This window comes from Streptomyces sp. NPDC101191 (genome assembly GCF_044767915.1).
Classification (GTDB): domain Bacteria; phylum Actinomycetota; class Actinomycetes; order Streptomycetales; family Streptomycetaceae; genus Streptomyces.
In genome coordinates this window covers 1,320,607-1,337,748 of the sequence record NZ_JBIWOU010000001.1, presented here as the reverse complement: position 1 = coordinate 1,337,748, position 17,142 = coordinate 1,320,607, and the positions used below count along the sequence as shown (strand labels likewise).

The 17,142-nt window shown below is 73.6% G+C and carries 16 protein-coding genes and 1 pseudogene; 7 read left to right on the top strand and 10 right to left on the bottom strand.

Going from position 1 to position 17,142, the window contains the following annotated elements; genetic code table 11:
• Positions 1-20 precede the first annotated feature (20 nt).
• Complete coding sequence (locus tag ACIRQF_RS05810) at positions 21-1,448, top strand: tetratricopeptide repeat protein (RefSeq protein WP_404089155.1); 1,428 nt, start codon at positions 21-23, stop codon at positions 1,446-1,448.
• A 44-nt stretch (positions 1,449-1,492) separates the two neighbouring features.
• Here the strand turns inward: ACIRQF_RS05810 and ACIRQF_RS05805 are convergent, their stop codons facing one another.
• The 4 genes from ACIRQF_RS05805 to ACIRQF_RS05790 form a co-directional block, all read right to left on the bottom strand.
• Positions 1,493-1,708, bottom strand: a complete 216-nt coding sequence (locus tag ACIRQF_RS05805) for a ferredoxin (protein WP_382482751.1) — start codon at positions 1,706-1,708, stop codon at positions 1,493-1,495.
• Positions 1,709-1,710: 2 nt separating this feature from the next.
• Positions 1,711-2,925 carry a cytochrome P450 gene (locus tag ACIRQF_RS05800; RefSeq protein ID WP_404089153.1) on the bottom strand — a complete coding sequence of 405 codons (1,215 nt, stop codon included), beginning with the start codon at positions 2,923-2,925 and terminating at the stop codon, positions 1,711-1,713.
• Positions 2,926-3,229: 304 nt separating this feature from the next.
• Positions 3,230-4,066: a DUF4097 family beta strand repeat-containing protein gene (locus ACIRQF_RS05795; RefSeq protein ID WP_404089151.1), complete on the bottom strand. Its 837-nt coding sequence runs from the start codon at positions 4,064-4,066 to the stop codon at positions 3,230-3,232.
• Positions 4,067-4,117: 51 nt separating this feature from the next.
• Entirely contained in the window at positions 4,118-4,663 is a 546-nt protein-coding gene (locus ACIRQF_RS05790) for a hypothetical protein (protein ID WP_376631132.1), read from the bottom strand.
• A 395-nt stretch (positions 4,664-5,058) separates the two neighbouring features.
• Here ACIRQF_RS05790 and ACIRQF_RS05785 point away from each other — a divergent pair, with 395 nt between their 5' ends.
• Complete coding sequence (locus tag ACIRQF_RS05785; RefSeq protein WP_404089149.1) at positions 5,059-5,385, top strand: GNAT family N-acetyltransferase; 327 nt, start codon at positions 5,059-5,061, stop codon at positions 5,383-5,385.
• On the opposite strand, the gene ACIRQF_RS05780 is transcribed toward ACIRQF_RS05785, so the two are convergent.
• Entirely contained in the window at positions 5,364-6,014 is a 651-nt protein-coding gene (locus ACIRQF_RS05780) for a class I SAM-dependent methyltransferase (protein ID WP_404089147.1), read from the bottom strand. The two genes, ACIRQF_RS05785 and ACIRQF_RS05780, sit on opposite strands and share 22 nt — an antisense overlap.
• A gap of 635 nt (positions 6,015-6,649) precedes the next feature.
• Here ACIRQF_RS05780 and ACIRQF_RS05775 point away from each other — a divergent pair.
• The 3 genes from ACIRQF_RS05775 to ACIRQF_RS05765 all read left to right on the top strand — a co-directional run bounded on the left by ACIRQF_RS05775 (position 6,650) and on the right by ACIRQF_RS05765 (position 10,601).
• Entirely contained in the window at positions 6,650-8,065 is a 1,416-nt protein-coding gene (locus ACIRQF_RS05775; protein WP_376631128.1) for a family 2B encapsulin nanocompartment shell protein, read from the top strand.
• Between the two features lie 297 nt (positions 8,066-8,362).
• Positions 8,363-9,700 (top strand): family 2 encapsulin nanocompartment cargo protein terpene cyclase, encoded by a 1,338-nt coding sequence (locus tag ACIRQF_RS05770; RefSeq protein ID WP_404089145.1) that lies wholly within the window; start codon positions 8,363-8,365, stop codon positions 9,698-9,700.
• Positions 9,701-9,716: 16 nt separating this feature from the next.
• Positions 9,717-10,601 (top strand): geranyl diphosphate 2-C-methyltransferase, encoded by an 885-nt coding sequence (locus ACIRQF_RS05765; protein WP_389750223.1) that lies wholly within the window; start codon positions 9,717-9,719, stop codon positions 10,599-10,601.
• Positions 10,602-10,665: 64 nt separating this feature from the next.
• Here ACIRQF_RS05765 and ACIRQF_RS05760 read toward each other — a convergent pair whose 3' ends face one another.
• Positions 10,666-11,169 (bottom strand): hypothetical protein, encoded by a 504-nt coding sequence (locus tag ACIRQF_RS05760; protein WP_404089142.1) that lies wholly within the window; start codon positions 11,167-11,169, stop codon positions 10,666-10,668.
• Positions 11,170-11,393: 224 nt separating this feature from the next.
• Between ACIRQF_RS05760 and ACIRQF_RS05755 the strand changes: the two genes are divergently transcribed.
• Positions 11,394-12,629: a YhgE/Pip domain-containing protein gene (locus tag ACIRQF_RS05755; RefSeq protein WP_404089140.1), complete on the top strand. Its 1,236-nt coding sequence runs from the start codon at positions 11,394-11,396 to the stop codon at positions 12,627-12,629.
• 51 nt (positions 12,630-12,680) lie between these two features.
• Here ACIRQF_RS05755 and ACIRQF_RS05750 read toward each other — a convergent pair whose 3' ends face one another.
• The 3 genes and pseudogenes from ACIRQF_RS05750 to ACIRQF_RS05740 all read right to left on the bottom strand — a co-directional run.
• Complete coding sequence (locus tag ACIRQF_RS05750) at positions 12,681-13,142, bottom strand: GreA/GreB family elongation factor (RefSeq protein ID WP_376631118.1); 462 nt, start codon at positions 13,140-13,142, stop codon at positions 12,681-12,683.
• Positions 13,143-13,309: 167 nt separating this feature from the next.
• Positions 13,310-13,861, bottom strand: a complete 552-nt coding sequence (locus ACIRQF_RS05745; protein WP_404089548.1) for an SRPBCC domain-containing protein — start codon at positions 13,859-13,861, stop codon at positions 13,310-13,312.
• 72 nt (positions 13,862-13,933) lie between these two features.
• Positions 13,934-14,809 (bottom strand): annotated as a pseudogene (locus ACIRQF_RS05740) (NAD(P)-dependent oxidoreductase); the annotation flags it as partial.
• Positions 14,810-15,159: 350 nt separating this feature from the next.
• On the opposite strand from ACIRQF_RS05740, the gene ACIRQF_RS05735 reads away from it, so the two are divergent.
• On the top strand, positions 15,160-15,849 hold the full coding sequence (locus ACIRQF_RS05735) for an HAD family hydrolase (RefSeq protein WP_404089546.1): 690 nt from the start codon (positions 15,160-15,162) through the stop codon (positions 15,847-15,849).
• A gap of 146 nt (positions 15,850-15,995) precedes the next feature.
• Here the strand turns inward: ACIRQF_RS05735 and ACIRQF_RS05730 are convergent, their stop codons facing one another.
• Positions 15,996-17,099: a trypsin-like serine peptidase gene (locus ACIRQF_RS05730; protein ID WP_403529731.1), complete on the bottom strand. Its 1,104-nt coding sequence runs from the start codon at positions 17,097-17,099 to the stop codon at positions 15,996-15,998.
• Positions 17,100-17,142: the final 43 nt, after the last annotated feature.

Sequence of the window (17,142 nt, the reverse complement as noted above, 5' to 3'; positions counted from 1 at the left end):
ACACCGGAGGGGGAACGGACGTGGTCACCGACCGATACGGCCATGTGCTCCACGAGGGCACACGGGAGGGCGCGGCGCACCTGGACCGGGCCGTCGAGGCGCTGCTCTTCTTCAGCCCCGAGCTGGTCCCGGCCGTCGCGGACCTGCTCGCCACCGACCCGGACGCCCCCGTCGGACAGGCTCTCGCCGCCTACCTCGGCGTCCTCGGCACCGAGCCGGCCGACGCGGCCGCCGCGCGAGCACGGTTCGAGGAGTTCACCGCCCGCGTGGACCGTACGGCGCTGCCGCCGCGCGAGCGACTCCACACGGCCGCCGCCGGCGCCCTCCTCTCGGGCGACCTGCACCGGGCGAGCCGGATCCTGGAGGAGACGTCCCTGGCCTATCCCAGGGACGCGCTGGCCCTCTTCGTGGGCCACCAGCTCGACTTCCTCACCGGCGACGCCGTACGTCTGCGGGACCGGGTGGGCGGCGCCCTGTCCGCGTGGGACCTCGACGACCCCCATCGCGGCGCGGTCCTCGGCATGTACGCCTTCGGTCTGGAGGAGTCGGGGCACTACGCGGAGGCCGCCGAGGCGGGCACGGCCGCCGTCGAGCGGAACGCGCGCGACGTGTGGGCCATCCACGCCGTGGCCCACGCTCACGAGATGCGGGGCCGGTTCGCGGACGGCATCGCCTGGTTCGACGCACGGACCGCCGACTGGTCGGCGGACACCTTCCTGACGGTGCACAACTGGTGGCACTACGCGCTGTTCGCGCTGGAGGCCGGCGACACGGACACGGCGCTCCGCGTCTACGACACCACCCTGCACCACGAGCGTTCGCAGGGCCTGGCCATGGAACTCCTCGACGGAGCGGCCCTGTTGTGGCGCTTCCGCCTGGACGGCAACGGCTGCGCAACCGACCTGACCGGCCGCTGGAAGAGGCTCGCCGACGCCTGGGCCGCGCGCATGGACCCGCCGTTCTACGCCTTCAACGACGTCCATGCCGTCATGGCGTACGCCGGCGCCGATCGCGTCGCCGACGCGGAACGGCTCGTCGCCGACCGCCGCGCATGGCTCGCCCGGACCGCCCCCGGGACCGTCACCAACCGCGCGATGACCGCCGAGATCGGCCTGCCGGTCTGCGAGGCGCTCATCGCCCACGCGCGCGGGGACCACGCGGCGGTCGTCGACCACCTGTGGCCGCTGCGCCGCCGGCTGCACGAGTTCGGCGGCAGCCACGCCCAGCGTGACGCCGTCCAGAAGACCCTCCTCGACGCCGCGCTGAACTCCGGCCGGCTCGATCTGGCCCGTGCCCTGCTGAGCGAGCGCACCGCACTGCGCCCGGCGAGCACCTACAACTGGCTCACCCACGCCCGCCTCGCCGACGCCGAGGGCGACCCGGCGCGGGCGGCGGCCGCCCGCCTCCGGGCGCACGAGCTGGGGTGGAGCGTGGGCGTACCGGTGTGACCGGGTGCCGCTCGGCCCTTCCGGCAGCGGCGTCGGGGCCGTGACTACGCGGTGGTGGAGGGGCCCGGCCCGCCGAGCGTCAGGGCCGCGGCCGGGCAGGTGCCGGTGGCGAGGCGCACGGCCGCGTGGTGGTCCCGCGCCGGACGCGGGTCGAGCAGGACGACGAGACCCTCGTCCTCGTCCTGGTCGAAGACCGCCGGAGCGGTCAGGGCGCACATGCCGGCCCCGATGCAGCGGCCGCGGTCGACCCGGATGTCCACGGTCATCCCTCCTGGTCCCAGGTGACCGGCAGCCGGTGCACGCCGTAGATGTTCATGTCGGTGCGCAGCGGCACCTCGTCGGCCGGTACGGCGAGTCGGAGCGCGGGGAACCGTTCGAGGAGGGCGGGGAGCGCCACCGTCAGTTCGACGCGCGCGAGTTGTTGGCCCAGGCACTGGTGAATGCCGTGGCCGAAGCCGAGATGGCCGGTGGCCGCCCGCCTCAGGTCGAGGACATCGGGGTCGGCAAAGCGTGCGGGATCGCGGTTGGCGGCTTCGAGCGAGAGGGTGACGCTCTCGCCGGCCCTGATCAGCCGGCCGTCCAGTTCGACGTCCTCCAGCGCGGTGCGCACGCTGGTGTGGGCGACCGTGAGATAGCGCATCAGCTCCTCGACCGCCTGAGGGGCGAGCTCCGGGTCCTGGCGCAGGGCCTCCGCCTGCTCGGGGTGGCTCAGCAGCGCGAACGTCCCGTGGGCGATCATGTTCGCGGTGGTGTCGAGCCCGGCGGCCAGCAGGAAGCCGCCGAGGCCCACGAGTTCCTCGTCGGTGAGCCCTGAGTCGCGGGCGAGATCGCCGAGGAGGTCGTCGGCGGGCTCGGCGCGCTGGGCGGCGACCAGTTCCGCCATGTACTCCTGGAGCCCGGCCATGGCCGCGTACCGCTCCTCGGGGGACACCTCCATGGACATGATCGTTTCGGCGTGGCCCTGGAAGCGCTCCCGGTCGGCGAACGGGACGCCGAGCAGCTCGCAGATCATCAGGGCGGGGACCGGGCGGGCGAACGCCTCGACCAGGTCGGCGCCCGGCCCCCGGCGCTCCATCGCGTCCAGCTGCTCCGCGGTGATCTCCCGTACCCGGTCGGTCAGTAGGCGCATCCGGCGGACCGTGAAGCGGCCCATGAGGAGGCGGCGGTAGCGCGTGTGCTCCGGGGCGTCCAGGCCGGTCATGTCGCCGACCGGAGCGGGCGGCAGCGGGCCCTCGGGCCCGCCGGGGAAGGGGTAGTGCATCAGCTCGTAGCGGGAGCTGAACCGCGGGTCCGCGAGAATCGCCCGGACCGTGGCGTGGCCGGTGGCCAGCCGGCCGAGGTGCCCGTCCGGGTAGGCCATCGGGATCAGCGGAGCACGCTCGCGCAGCTCCGCCAGACCGGCGGGCGGGTCGAAGGGGCATGGGGCGCGCCGCGTGGGGAGCGTCACGGGTGCGTCGGGCGACGGGTCGTGCGGCATGGAGTCCTCCGTGTACGGGTGGGATGCGACGGGCGCCGCCCCGGGGCGGCGATCACCGGAAGGCGGGACTGGTGCTCTCCGGGAGGGGAGCGCGCGTGTGATGTGACATTTCACAGGGGTGGGTGCGAGGGCAGGATCGGGGGAGCGGGGGCGGACGGACGCCCGAGGGCGGCGGCGTCCGCCTCCGTGTGCAGACCGGGGTGACCCGCGTACCGGTCGCGGTGTCCCCGTGGTGTCCCCGTGTGCAGGCCCGGGGATCCGCGTACCGGTCGTGGTGACCCGGTGCAGCGGCCCGGGGGGCGGATCAGGCGCGGCGGATCACGATGTCGCCGGCGGTGGTGCGGCCGTGGATCTCGACGGTGTGCTCGGCGTCGCCCGGGCCCTCGGCGGCGCCGAGGGAGTTGCGGACCACCCCGACCTTTGAGCTGACGTCGAGCCAGGCGGCGCTGGACTCCCGGATGCCGATGTCGAGGCCGCCGAGCGAGGTCTGGAGGTCGATCCGGCCACGGACGACCTCGTTCACCTGGATACTGCCGTGGGAGGACCTGATGTCGACGGAGCCCTCCGCGAGGTCGACCGCGACGCGGCCCATGGAGGTGTTCGCCTTCAGGTCGCCGGTGACCGTGCCGATCGCGGTCTCGCCGATGCCGTTCTTGACGGTTGCCGAGCCCACGACGGCGGCGATGTCGATCCGGCCCGAGCCGTTGATCTCGGCGTCGCCCACCATGCGGCCGACGCGGATGTCGCCGTGGCTGGTGCGGAGGTCGGCCACACCGGTCTCGTCGAGCCGGATGTCGCCGACCGAGGTCTTGACCCGGCACTCCCCGAGCCGGCCCTGGCTCGCGAAGTCGCCCATGGCGCTGTTGGCCTGGAGGTGCGAGCCGGCCGGCAGGTCGATGGTCACGTCGATGGAGCCCACCTTGCCGAACGGCGAGCGCTTCCTGGGGCCCTTGAGCGTGAGGATGCCGTTGGCGTACGTGACCCTCGTCTGCTGCGCCGTCCGTACGTCGTTGTCCTCGACGCCGTTGCTCGGCAGCACCTCGACGACGGTGTCCTTGCGCGTGCTCGCGGTCAGCTGCACGTTGCCGAGGTCGAACTCGACGACGACGGTGACGGGTTCGGGCGTTTCGTAAGAAGGCATGGCTGTGCCGTCCTCTCGACGGTGGAGGCTGAATGCGCAGGTGGGGTCGGGCTAGCGGACCCAGCCCTGGTAGCTGTTGCGCTTGGCCGTGCGCGGGGAGCGGGTGGTGCCGCCCGGCCCCGGGGTCGCGGTCCCGCCCGGCTCCAGCGCGGTGGCCACCGCCCGTACGAGCCAGGCGTTGACCGACAGGCCCTCCTGGCCGGCCGCGTCCTCGACGCGGGCCTTGAGGTGGGCCGGCAGCCGGAAGTTGATCCGGGCCGTGTTGCCCTCGTCGACGTCCGCCGCAGGAGGTGCCGGCGGGGTCATCGGTGGCGCCATGGCATCGGCCGGGCCGGCGGCGGGCACCTCCGGAGCCGGCGGGGCCGTCACCACGAACTCGGGGTCGAGCCCCCGGAGCCGTACGTCCACCGAACCGGGGGCGAGCTCACGGGTGATCTCGTCGGAGGCCGCGGACAGCGCGTTCAGGAGGGTCAGCCGGGCGGCGGACTCCAAGGGGGCGGTCAGCCGCTCGGCCAGGGCGCGCGCGTCCTCCCCGCCCGCGTCGGCGGCGACCGCGAGCTCGCGGCGGAGGTTATCGACGTAGGGGGTCAGGTCCATGCGCATCATCATGGCACCATGGTGGCGCCACCGCAAGCTTGTGTGGCACCACGCGGTGCCGAGCGGTGTCATATGGCGCCGCGCTGGCATTGCTTGCGCGGGTACGACCCGCCGCTCGCATCGCATTCCGTGCGAGCTCCCGCGCCGGTCTCCGTGCCAGGGCTTGCTCCATAGGATGCGCCAAGCCCGCAGTGCGACCGCCACCCGGACCGCGACCCCCAGGCGCCATGGGACCGCCGCATGGTGCCCCGTGGTGCCATGCGGTGTCATGTGGTGCCATGCAGGCGGGTTGCGCGTCGCCGCGACGCAGACCCCTCAGGCCGCCCTGTCCCTGGGCACGGTCGGCTGTGGGTGGGCGAGGCCTCGCAGGTCCGGGCGCCCCCGGCTACTGGTTGGTGAGGTCCGCACGGAGGCTGGACGCGGCCGCGGGCGCCCTGCGGAAGGTCACCGCCTGCGCCTTCGACGGGCTACGAATCCCGCGGCTCCGGCTCTTCGTCGAGCCGTGGAACACGGCGTACTGCCGTACGGCCGAAGGCGCCGGACACGTCAGGGAGGGGCTGCTGCGCGGGTGGCGGCTGGTGGGGGAAGAGTGCTGCGACATGTTCGTCTACGCGAGGCTCGGCGGCGGTCCGGCGGACTGGCGCCGAGTTGTCCAGCCGCCCCGCCCGCCCCGCCCGCCCTGCCGTCCCGCCGCAGGTGGCTACGCCCCGCGCCGCGCGTAGCAGAACAGGTGTTCCTCCGGCCCCGCCGAGGCCTCCGCCGGGCGGAAGACGGACACGGCCTCGTACAGGATCTCCAGTCCGCAGTCCTCGCGCAGGAGGCGGACGTAGTCGGCGGCCGAGAAGCTGGAGACGCGGGCCCGGCGGCCCATCCAGACGATCTCCACGTCCTCGACGTCCGCCGGAACGGTGGCGCTCACCAGGTAGCCGCCGGGAGCCAGCCAGGAGGCCATGCGGAGCAGGGCGGCCGAGGCCTCGGCGCGGCTCATCATCAGCAGGGGGAAGAACGCGCACACGGCGTCGTAGCCGCCCTCGGGGGGCGTGAAGTCGCGGACGTCGCACTGCTCGAATCGGGCACCCGGCACCTGCTGCCGAGCCAGTTCCACCATCGTCGCGGACACGTCGATGCCCGTGACCTCGTGTCCGGCGCGGGCGAGGAGGTCGGCGGCCGGGCGGCCGGTGCCGCTGCCGACGTCCAGGACGCGCGAGCCGCGGGCGAGGCGGGCGTTGAGCCACTCGACCGCCGCCAGCTGCTCCGGCAGGTGCCCGAAGGCCTTCTCGTAGTCGAGGCCCATGCCGTCGAACAGCTCCGCCGCCGACAACGTCGGCTGCTCCGCTCCGTTTTCACGCATTCCGGTCCCCCTCGCCCGGGCCCCTCGGGCCCGCCTCGCCGGGCGCGCGACCGCACCCGTGTCACGGACCGCGTACCCAGGGGCTGGAGCGGTCATGTCACCGCACGGTGGCGGGGGCGTGCGGCGCCCTCGCCGGGCGCGCGGAGGGAGGAGTCGGCGGCTGCTTCCCCCGGGGCGTGCGGAGTGGGCGCCCGGGTCGGGTCGTGCGCGCCGGGGCGTGACCGGGGCGATCGCGCGATCGAGGGTCCCGTGGTGGGCGGGGGCGTGGCCGAAACCCCGTCGTCATGGGCGTACACGCTGCCCCGTCCTGCCGGCGGTGCCGTACGCCTCCGTTCCGCCCGCTTCGTCCGCCACTTCCCTGATGACCCATCAAAAGCGGTTGCTTGCATGGAAGTTGCCGCCGGGCGCGCACGCCGTCCCGTGCGCCGGAGTGCACTCTCCGTCCATGGCTCGAATGTCGTCATCGGCCCGGATAAACCCCGCACGAAGCAAGATCACCGCTTCGAGGTAATGCCCCCGGTCCGGCCGGGCGAGCCGTGTGAGCGGGCCGTTACTGTTGCCCGGGATCTGGACGGATTCCCCTGGATTCCCAGAGATTGTGTCGGTTTTTCCTCTTTTCAAGGAGAGCTCGTCCCATGACCGTTGAGACCGGCCCGGACACTCAGGTAGAGCAGCCGCGGCCGCAGTCCAGCCTGAGCACCGCGGCTGCCCGGAACCTCGCCACCACGACCAAGTCCGCCCCGCAGATGCAGGAGATCACCTCCCGGTGGCTGCTGCGGTCGCTCCCGTGGGTGGAGACGAAGGGCGGCGCCTACCGGGTGAACCGCCGGCTGAGCTACACCGTCGGCGACGGGGTGATCGAGTTCATCCAGGACGGCGGCGCCGTCCGGGTGATCCCTCGTGAACTCGGCGAACTCGCCCTGCTGCGCGGCTTCGAGGACGAGGAGGTGCTGCGCACCCTGGCCGACCGGTGCGTCCAGCGCGACTTCCGGGCCGGCGAGGTCCTCGTCGAACGCGGCGCCCCCGCCGAGCAGATCCACCTCATCGCCCACGGCCGCGTCAGCCAGACCTCGGTCGGCAAGTACGGCGACGAGGTGGCCGTCGCGGTCCTCGCCGACGGCGACCGGTTCGGCGAGAACGCCCTCCTGGACGCCGACGCCAGGTGGGACTACACGGCCACCGCGGAGACCCCGGGCACCCTGCTCACCCTCTCGCGTGCCGACTTCGCGTCCGTGATGTCCGCCGCGCCGAGCCTCCGGACCCACATCCACGACTTCAGCTCGCTGCCCCAGCAGCGGCAGAACAAGCACGGCGAGGCGGAGATCGCGATGTCCGCCGGCCATGTCGGCGAGGTCGAACTCCCCGGCGCGTTCGTGGACTACGAGCTCAAGCCGCGCGAGTACGAGCTCTCCGTCGCCCAGACCGTGCTCAAGGTCCACACCCGGGTCGCCGACCTCTACAACGGCCCGATGAACCAGACCGAGGAGCAGCTCCGGCTCACCATCGAGGCGCTTCGCGAGCGCCAGGAGCACGAGCTGATCAACAACCGCGAGTTCGGGCTGCTCCACAACGCCGACTTCAAGCAGCGGATCCAGCCCCACTCGGGCGCCCCCACCCCGGACGACCTCGACGAGCTGCTCTGCCGCCGCCGCGGCACGAAGTTCCTCTTCGCCCACCCCAAGACCATCGCGGCGATCGGGCGCGAGTTCAACGCCCGCGGCCTCTACCCGGACCACGTCGACCTCGGTGGTCAGTCGGTCCCGGCCTGGCGCGGCGTGCCGATCCTGCCCTGCAGCAAGATCCCGATCAGCCGGGAACAGACCAGCTCGATCATCGCCATGCGTACGGGTGAGGAGAACCAGGGCGTCATCGGTCTGCGCCAGACCGGTCTGCCGGAGGAGTACGAGCCGGGCCTGTCGGTGCGCTTCATGGGCATCAGCGAGCAGGCGATCATCTCGTACCTGGTCACCACCTACTACTCCGCCGCGGTCCTGGTGCCCGATGCCCTCGGTGTGCTGGAGAACGTGCAGATCGCCCGTAGGCGCGACTAGGCCGGGTGCCGGCCGGACCGTCGGACCATGCCGGGACGCGCGGCGTACGGCTCGCGCGGCTGCCGCGCCACCGCCCGTCGCCGGGTCCCCCCGCGGCCCCTCGGGCGCGGGAGGCCCCCGGCGTCATGGCTCCGCCCTCCGCCCTCCAGCCACAAGCCGCAGACGCCGCTTCCCGATCCGGCCTGATCCGATGGACAGACCCGGCTTCGGATCCGGTGCGCAATCCGTCCGGGGCCGCGCCGGGCCGGGGCCGTCCCGGCCCGGGGGCGGCCCCACGACCCCAGCAAGGAGCCACGGATGCCCGATCCCGGGCTTTCCCCCGGGCCGTCAGGACCGGCCGCCCGGCCGCCGCTGCCCGGCCCGCCGTCCCCCGCGTTTCCCGCCCTCGGGGCCGCGGCCGCCCCGGCGTCCGCGCCGTCCGCGGACGCGGGGCCCGTCGCGGCGACCCCGTCGCGCGTCCCGGCGGTCACGCCGTCGGGCGGCGTGCGCGTCGAGGCGCCCGCCGAGCCGTCCGTAGCGGCCGTGCGGCCCGAGATCGAGCGGATCCTGCGCGGACCCAGCGGTCTCGGAACGGCGGCCCTCTCCCTGGCCCGCCGACCGGAGCCGCCGGCCCCGCCGGCCGCGCCGGAGCTGCCGGTCCCCACCTCGGCGGGGGAGGGCACGCCCGTGCCGGGCCTCTACTTCCATCCGATCCCGGAGCCCGACGCGGGGCGGGTGGCGGAGGTGAGCCGCCGGATCAAGGACTGGGCCGTGGACGAGGTCCAGATCTTCCCGCCCGAGTGGGAGGGCGAGTTCGACGGCTTCTCCGTGGGGCGCTACATGGTGGCCTGCCACCCGGACGCACCGACGGTCGAGCACCTGATGGCCGCCACGCGGCTGATGGTGGCCGAGAACGCCGTCGACGACTGCTACTGCGAGGACCACGGAGGCTCGCCCATCGGTCTCGGGAGCCGCCTCCTCCTCGCCCACACCGCACTCGACCCGCTGCACACCACGAAGGAATACGAGCCGACCTGGGAGGAATCGCTTCTCTCGGACGCACCGCGGCGCGCCTACCGCTCCGCGATGCGGTACTTCACCGAACTGGCCACCCCGTCCCAGGCGGACCGCTTCCGGCACGACATGGCCCGGCTGCACCTGGGGTACCTCGCCGAGGCGGCCTGGGCCGAGACCGACCACGTACCGGAGGTGTGGGAGTACCTGGCGATGCGCCAGTTCAACAACTTCCGCCCCTGCCCCACCATCACCGACACCGTCGGCGGCTACGAACTGCCCGCCGACCTGCACGCCCAGCCCGCCATGCAGCGGGTCATCGCCCTCGCCGGGAACGCGACCACCATCGTCAACGACCTGTACTCCTACACCAAGGAGCTGGCCAGCCCCGGCACGCACCTCAACCTGCCCGTGGTGATCGCCGCACGCGAGGGCGTCTCCGACCAGGAGGGCTACCTCAAGGCGGTCGAGGTCCACAACGACCTCATGCACGCATTCGAGGCCGAGGCGGCCGCGCTCGCAGCCGCCTTCCCCGCCCCCGACGTGCTCCGCTTCCTGCGGGGCGTGGCCGTGTGGGTGGACGGCAACCACTACTGGCACCAGACCAACACATACCGATACAGCCTGCCCGACTTCTGGTAGAAACGGACCTTTATCAGTGACCAGCACCGAGTTCACCACCGCCGCGACCACCGCCGCGTTCGTCCCTGCCCCGGCGACGCCCTACCAGGGTGACATCGCCCGCTACTGGAACAACGAGGCCAGGCCCGTGAACCTCCGCCTCGGCGATGTCGACGGGCTCTACCACCACCACTACGGCATCGGTGACGTCGACCACGCCGCCCTCGGCGACCGCGAGGACAGCGAGTACGAGAAGAAGCTGATCGCCGAGCTGCACCGCCTGGAGTCGGCGCAGGCCGACGTGCTGATGGAGCACCTCGGGTCCATCGGCCGTGACGACACGCTGGTGGACGCGGGCTGCGGCCGCGGCGGTTCGATGGTCATGGCCCACCAGCGCTTCGGCTGCAAGGTCGAGGGTGTCACGCTCTCCGCCAAGCAGGCCGACTTCGCCAACCGGCGCGCGCAGGAGCTGGGCATCGAGGACCACGTCCACGCCCGCGTCTGCAACATGCTCGACACCCCCTTCGAGTCCGGCCAGGCCGCCGCCTCGTGGAACAACGAGTCGAGCATGTACGTCGACCTGCACGACCTGATGGCCGAGCACTCCCGCATCCTCGCGGTCGGCGGCCGGTACGTGACCATCACGGGCTGCTGGAACCCGAAGTACGGCCAGCCCTCGAAGTGGGTCTCCCAGATCAACGCCCACTTCGAGTGCAACATCCACTCCCGCCGCGAGTACCTGCGCGCCATGGCCGACAACCGCCTCGTGCCCCAGGCCGTCATCGACCTGACCCCGGCGACCCTGCCCTACTGGGAGCTGCGCGCCACGTCCTCCCTGGTCACCGGCATCGAGGAGGCCTTCATCGAGTCGTACAAGGACGGCTCCTTCCAGTACGTCCTGATCGCCGCCGACCGCGTGTGACCCGCGGCGACCGGTGAACCCGGGGGCCGGGTCCGTCAGCCGACGGACCCGGCCCCCGGGGCGTTCAGGACGGCTCCCGACCCTCCGGCTCCTCGAATCCTCCGGATTCCCGCTGCCTCTCCGACTCCTCGGCCCTCCGCGCTCCCTTCGATCCCTCCGGGCTCCCCGCTTCTCCCGCCTCCTCCGCCTCTTCCGGCGCGTCCGACAGCTCCGGCTCCGCCGGCATGGCCGCGCGCAGCGCGCTCCCCGTCGCGTCCGGGTCGGGTACGGAGACGGCGACGCGGCTGAAGGGTGCGCCGGCGGCCAGGTCCATGTACAGCGCCGGGCCGTCGGAGCGTACGGCGACGAAGTCCGTGCCGTCCGGCCCGCGCCGGGTGCCCACGCAGCGGCCGGGCAGCCATCGGCCGGGGCCGGCCTCGCCGCGCAGCACGCGCCACCAGCTGGTCTCGACGCCGATCCCGCGCAGCGCCCGTACGGGTACCCGGACCGTGCGCCGCCGCGCGGCCAGTGCCTCGCGCAGACCCAGCCGTACGACGACCTCGGTGCCTTCCACCACCACACGGGTCACGGGAACCACACCTTCCTCAGGACGGGTCGCGGCGAGCGGTCGGAGTCCGCGGGGCCGGCGGCGCTCAGGACACGCCTACCCGGGACTCCTGTCCGGAATCTCCCATTCTGCGCCCGGTGCCGTCAATGCCGGGTTCCGGGAGTCCCTGCGTCGACCATGGCGGAGTGCCGCCCGGGGATCGACGCCGGCGGCGCGGATCGCCCCCGACACCTCCACGGAGAACGATGGCCCCCGCGAGCCCCCCAGACGCCGGTGCGCTGCTCCGGCACCCCAAGCTGTGGCTGGTGCCGACCGTCCTGAGCGCACTGGTCACCCTCGTGCTGTCCCTCCTCTACATGGGCGGCATCCTCAATCCCGGCGCCGACCTCGACCGGCTGCCCATCGCCCTCGTCGACGAGGACCGGGGCGGGCTGGGGAAGGAGATCACCGCCGCGCTGACCTCCGAGGGGCCGGGCGGAGTGCAGTGGCACCGGATCGGCGCGGCCGAGGCCCAGGACCGACTGGCCTCCGGGAAGGTCTACGGGGCGCTGCTCGTGCCCCGGGACTTCAGCGCCTCCGTCGCGGCCCTCGGCACGCCCCGCGCGACCGCCCGCCCGACGCTCACCGTCCTCACCAACCCCGGGGTCGGCAGCCTGGGTTCCTCCCTCGCCGCGCAGATCAACCAGGCCGCGGCGCACCGGGCCTCCGTGACCCTCGGCAAACGGCTCGCGCCCGCCGCCACCGACCCGACGGCACGGGTGCTGCTGGCCGACCCGGTGGCCGTGCAGACCCGCGTGGGGCATCCGATCGGCCGGCGCAGCGGGCTCGGGCTCTCCGCCTTCTACTACACGCTGCTCCTCGTCCTGTCCGGCTTCATCGGCGGCAACCTCATCCACACGGGGGTCGACACGGCGCTCGGCTACGCGGACAGCGAGATCGGCCCCTGGCACACCCGGAACCGGACCGTGCCGATCGACCGGACGCAGACCCTGGTCCTCAAGATGGTGATGACGGCGGGGATCGCGTTGCTGACCACCTCGCTCCTGATGCTGGCCACGGTCGGGATCCTGGACATGGACGCCGGCCACCTGCCGCTGCTGTGGGTCTTCTCGTACTGCGCCGTCGTCGCCGTCGGCCTGGGCGTGCAGGCGATCAACGCGGCCTTCGGCGGTGTCGGGCAGCTGGTGTCCATGTTCGTCTTCATCGCCCTGGCCCTGCCGTCCTCCGGCGCCACCATCCCGCTCCAGGCGACCCCCGCCTTCTACCGGTTCCTGGGCGCCTTCGAGCCGATGCGGCAGCTCACCGAGGGCGTCCGCGCGATCCTCTACTTCGACGCCCGTGCCGACGCCGGGCTCACCCGTGCCTGGGTGATGATCGCGATCGGCTTCGTCGCCGCCCTCCTCTTCGGCTTCGGCATGACGCGCTACTACGACCGCAGGGGCCTGGCCCGGCTCACCCCGCAGCCCGAGCCCGCGGCCTGAACGGCCCGTGCGGGAAGGAGCGCCGGGCGCGGCGGTCGCCCTCGCCGGGAGTCAGTCGCCGACGGAGACGACCACCGCGGTGGCCGGGCCACCGGGTGTGCGGTACGAGACCGACTCCCCGGCGCGCCGCCCCATCAGGGCCAGGCCGAGCGGGCTGTCGGAGGTCACCAGGGCCGGATCGTCGGCGTCGGCCAGCTCGCCGACGTGGACGGTCGACTCCGCGCCGTCCTCGAACCGTACGGTGACCGTGCTGCCGACCCCCACCGCGTCCGACGACGGGGCGCCGGCGACGGACGCCTCACGGATCCGTCCCTCGATCTCGGCGATGTGCCGGTCGAGCCGCGCCACCTGCTCGGCGCGCTGGAGCTCGTCGGCCTCGTCGGCCCGGTCGCCGACCTCGTCAGGGACCCGCAGGGTCGCGGCCACGCTCCCGCGTTCGGTGCGCAGCTCGGCGAGTTCGCGCTGGAGCGCCTCGAGAGCGTCCTCACTGATGGGCTCGGGGCCGTCGGTCATTCCTGCTCCCAGGGTGCCGGTGGAAACGTCGAGTCTCAGGGTTTCCATTACCGCATCGCCTGACGAGCCGGGCAAATCACCCCGGTCTGGGCCGGAGGGGGCTGCTCGCCGGGTGTGCTCCGGGGCGCGTCGCGGCCCCGCCGACCGGGGCTCCCGCCCGCAGCCGGTCAGTCCTCGCGGTAGAAGGCGATCGTCGCCTCCGTCGTCGAGACCACCGCCGCCTCGTCCGCGCCGGAGGCGGCGTAGGCGGCGCCCCAGGCCTCGCCCGAGCGGGTGATGACGGTGCGTGCCTCGGCGGAGGTCTGCCAGGCGGCCGCCTCGTCGGGGGAGAGGGTGGCACCCGCGAGGTGGCGGGCGAGGCGGAGCAGGGTGAGGTCCCAGCCGACACCCGCCGCGGCCGGGCCGTACCGGGTGCGGAACGCCTGGGTCGGCACGGCCTCGTGCGCCAGTTCCAGGACGGTACGGTGCGGGCCGGCGGGGGTGAGCCGGAACGTCACCTCGCTGAAGCCGGGTTCGAGGCCGACGGACCAGGTGAGGCGCAGGCGCCCGGGGGCCGCGCAGTCCAGGATCTCGCCGCCCGCGTTGCCCTCCAGCTGGTAGCGCCCGCCCTGCCGGAGCTCGCCCGTCACGGGCAGGAACCAGCGCCCGAGCCTGTCGGCCGAGGTCAGCGCGTCCCAGAGGTCGTCGATCCCCGTCGCGTACGTACGCCGGAGCAGCACCGTGTCCGCGAGGCCGGTGGGCACGCGGCGCGAGCCGACCTCGCGGTGGACGAGCTCGAGGTCGGCCTCCGCGTCGTAGCTGGCGAAGTACGCGGCGGCCATGTCCTCGGCGCCGTGGCCCTGCGCGGCGGCGCGGTCGAGGCGGAGGGCGGCGGCCTCGGCCCCGTCCAGCCGGAGGCCGTGCCGTTGGCCGGCCTCCACGATCAGCCGGGCGTCCTTGGCGGCGGTGGTGACCGCGAAGCTCGGCGGCGTGAGCCGGTCCTCCAGGACCAGGGCGGCCTTGGCCCGCAGGTAGCCCATGTCGAGCGGGCCGCCGTCGACGGTGTCGAGGAATGCCTGCGGCGCCACGCCGAGCGCCCGGGCCAGGGCCAGCAGCTCGCCGGTCGCGTTGGTGACGGCGAGGACCCAGCTGTTGGCCACGAGCTTGAGCCGGGTCGCACCGCCGGCCGCGCCGTCCTCGCCCGCCCACACCGTCCGGGTACCGACCGCCTCCAGGACCGGGCCGAGGGCGGCCCGCCCCTCCGCCGGCCCGGCGGCCAGGACCGTCAGCTGCCCGGCCTCGGCGGGCGCCCGGGTGCCGAGCACCGGGGCGTCGTAGAAGAGCAGTCCGTGGGCGCGGGCGAACGCGGCGAGCTCGGTCAGCCGGTCGAGCCCGGCCGTGGTCGACTGCAGCCACACACTGCCGGGCCGCAACGCGGGGGCCGCCTCGCGCATCACGTCGAGCACGGCGGCCCCGTCGTACAGCATCGTGAGTACCACGTCGGCCCCGTCCACGGCCTCGCCGGGCCGGTCGACCACGAGCACGCCGTCGGCCGCCAAGGGCTCGGCCTTGGCCTTCGTGCGGTTCCACGCCCGCACACCGAGCCCGGATCGCGCCAGGTTCCGCGCCATCGCGGCGCCCATGATCCCCGTACCCAGCACAGCGACGGTGAGGGGCTGAGGGGGCATGGCGTCTCCGTCGCTCGGCGAGGTCCTGGGGCGCGGGGCCTTGGCCCGGGGTGGGGCGCGCCGGTGCCCTCATCGAACCACGGCGCGGTGGGACGAGCGGGGAAACGCGGCCCGGCCCCCTCCGCGGGCCCTCGCCCAGGTCGTGTCCGTCCGGTGACACGGACACCGCGAGCCCGGCCGTCTCACCGGAAAGGCACGGCCTGGTCCTCCTCCGGCCCGATCCCGGCCGGCAGGGGGCGGCCTCGCACCCCGCCTCCTCCACTCGGGTACCGGCGGGGGGTATCAGGTGCTCGGGGTTCCTGGAGTTCCCGGCCTGGCGTTCGTACGATCGGAGGGTGATCAAAGGCGTGATGTTCGACTTTTCCGGCACCCTGCTGCGCATCGAGTGCGTCGCGCACTGGCTCGACGCGGGCCTCGCCGAGGCAGGGATCCGGCTCTCCGGCGACGAGTTCGCCCACACCGTGGAACGGCTCACCTACCACGGCGCCCTGCCCGGTGGTCCGGCGCCCCGGAAGGTGCCCGCCCGGCTGAAGAAGCTGTGGGAGGAGCGCGATCTCGACGCCGAGCGGCACCGCGCCGCATACACGGCGCTGATCCGCGAGGCGGGGGTGACCGACCGGACCCTGGCCCAGGCGCTGTACGCCCGCCACATGGTCCCCGAGGCCTGGCACCCGTACCCCGACACGGCCCGCACCCTCGGCGAGCTGAGCCGCGCCGGGGTCGCCGTCGCCGTGGTCAGCAACATCGGCTGGGACCTGCGGCCGGTGTTCCGCGCCCACGGCCTGGACGAGTGGGTCGACGTCTACGCCCTCTCGTACGAGGTCGGCGCCCAGAAGCCGGACCCGGCCATCTTCCGCTTCGCCTGCGAACGCCTCGGGCTCGCCCCCGCCGAGACCCTGATGGTGGGCGACGACCGCAGGGCCGACGGCGGCGCCGAGGCGCTCGGCGCCCATGTGCACTTCGTCGACCACCTCCCCGTCGACCGCCGTCCCCACGGACTGCTCCCGGTCTTCGGCCTCCTCGGCGGCGACGGGGCGTAGCGCGGAGGCGGGCGGCCCGTCGGCGAGCCGCCGGTGGGCGGAGGCCGGCCGCCGGCGGGCAGAGGCCGGGGCCGGCCTGAGCTCGGCCCGGGCGGAGGCGGGGGTCGGCCTGACCTCGGCCCGCTGCCCCGCCATGACGGCCGCGGTCAGACCCAGTTGACCTTCGCCTGTTCGAGGAGCGGGTCGTCCACCAGCTCCCACAGCGGTACGGCGACGTTGCCGATCCGGTAGCGCCCGCCGAAGTGGAGCCCGAGGACCCGGTGGTCGGTGAGGTCGAAGACCGGGGAGCCGCTGTTCCCGCCGAGGGTGGAGCAGTCGTGCTTCATCACCAGCCCGCCGGGCTCGAACTCCGTCGTCATGCCCGGCTGCAGACGCTTCACGTTGTAGATGTCCATGAAGATCCGGCGCATCGACTCCGGTTCGTTGCGGCGCCCGTCCCAGGCCGGATAGCCGATCACGTACACCGGCCGGCCCGGGACGCTCGCCGGGGCGTCCGCCGCGACCGCCAGCGGGGTCGGCAGCGGTTCGCCGTCGGGAGGCGCGATCCGCAGCAGGGCCATGTCCACGTCCGGGTGGATCCCGATGACCTCGGTGATCTCGTACGGGAGGGTGTCGGCGGCCGGCACGGGCCCGGGAGCGGGGTGCGCGGCAAGTTCCTCGCCGGGGTCGACCCGGGCCGTCATGCCCTGCTGGAAGGTCCAGCCAGCGCCCTCGGCGCGACTGAACTCGGCGGCCACGTGCCGGTTGGTCATCACGGCCTCCGGGCCCACCAGGAACGCGGTGCCGATCCAGTCCAGGTTCGGGTGGCCGGTGACCTCGACCCGGCCCACCCGGGCGATCGACTCGTGGATGGCGGCCCGGCTCGCGTCGAGCACCGCCCAATCGCCCTGCTGCGGGGCGAAGTCCTGACCCTGGACGAGGATCGCGGGACGGCCCTCCAGGAGGACGATCGCCTCCACCCCGAAGTACTCGTCCTCGTCGATCTCCTCGGCCCTGCCCTCCGCGAGCTTCTCCAGGCCGGCGACTCCCGCCTCCAGGATCCGGGCCCGCTCCTCCTGGGCGAAGCGCTCGATCTCGACGGCCGGGGCGACGCCGGGCGGCAGCTCCTCGGCGGACTCCTGGATCTCCAGTTCCTGTTCGAGCCGTGACCGCACCCGTGCGGCCACCTCGCCCAGATCGCCGAAGACCTGCTCGGGGCCGGTCGCCACCGGCGATCCGCTGTGCGATCCGCTCCGTGATCCGTACGTCATGCCTGTCACCTCCGCCTGGCGCCGTGCGCCTCCGTGCCGATCG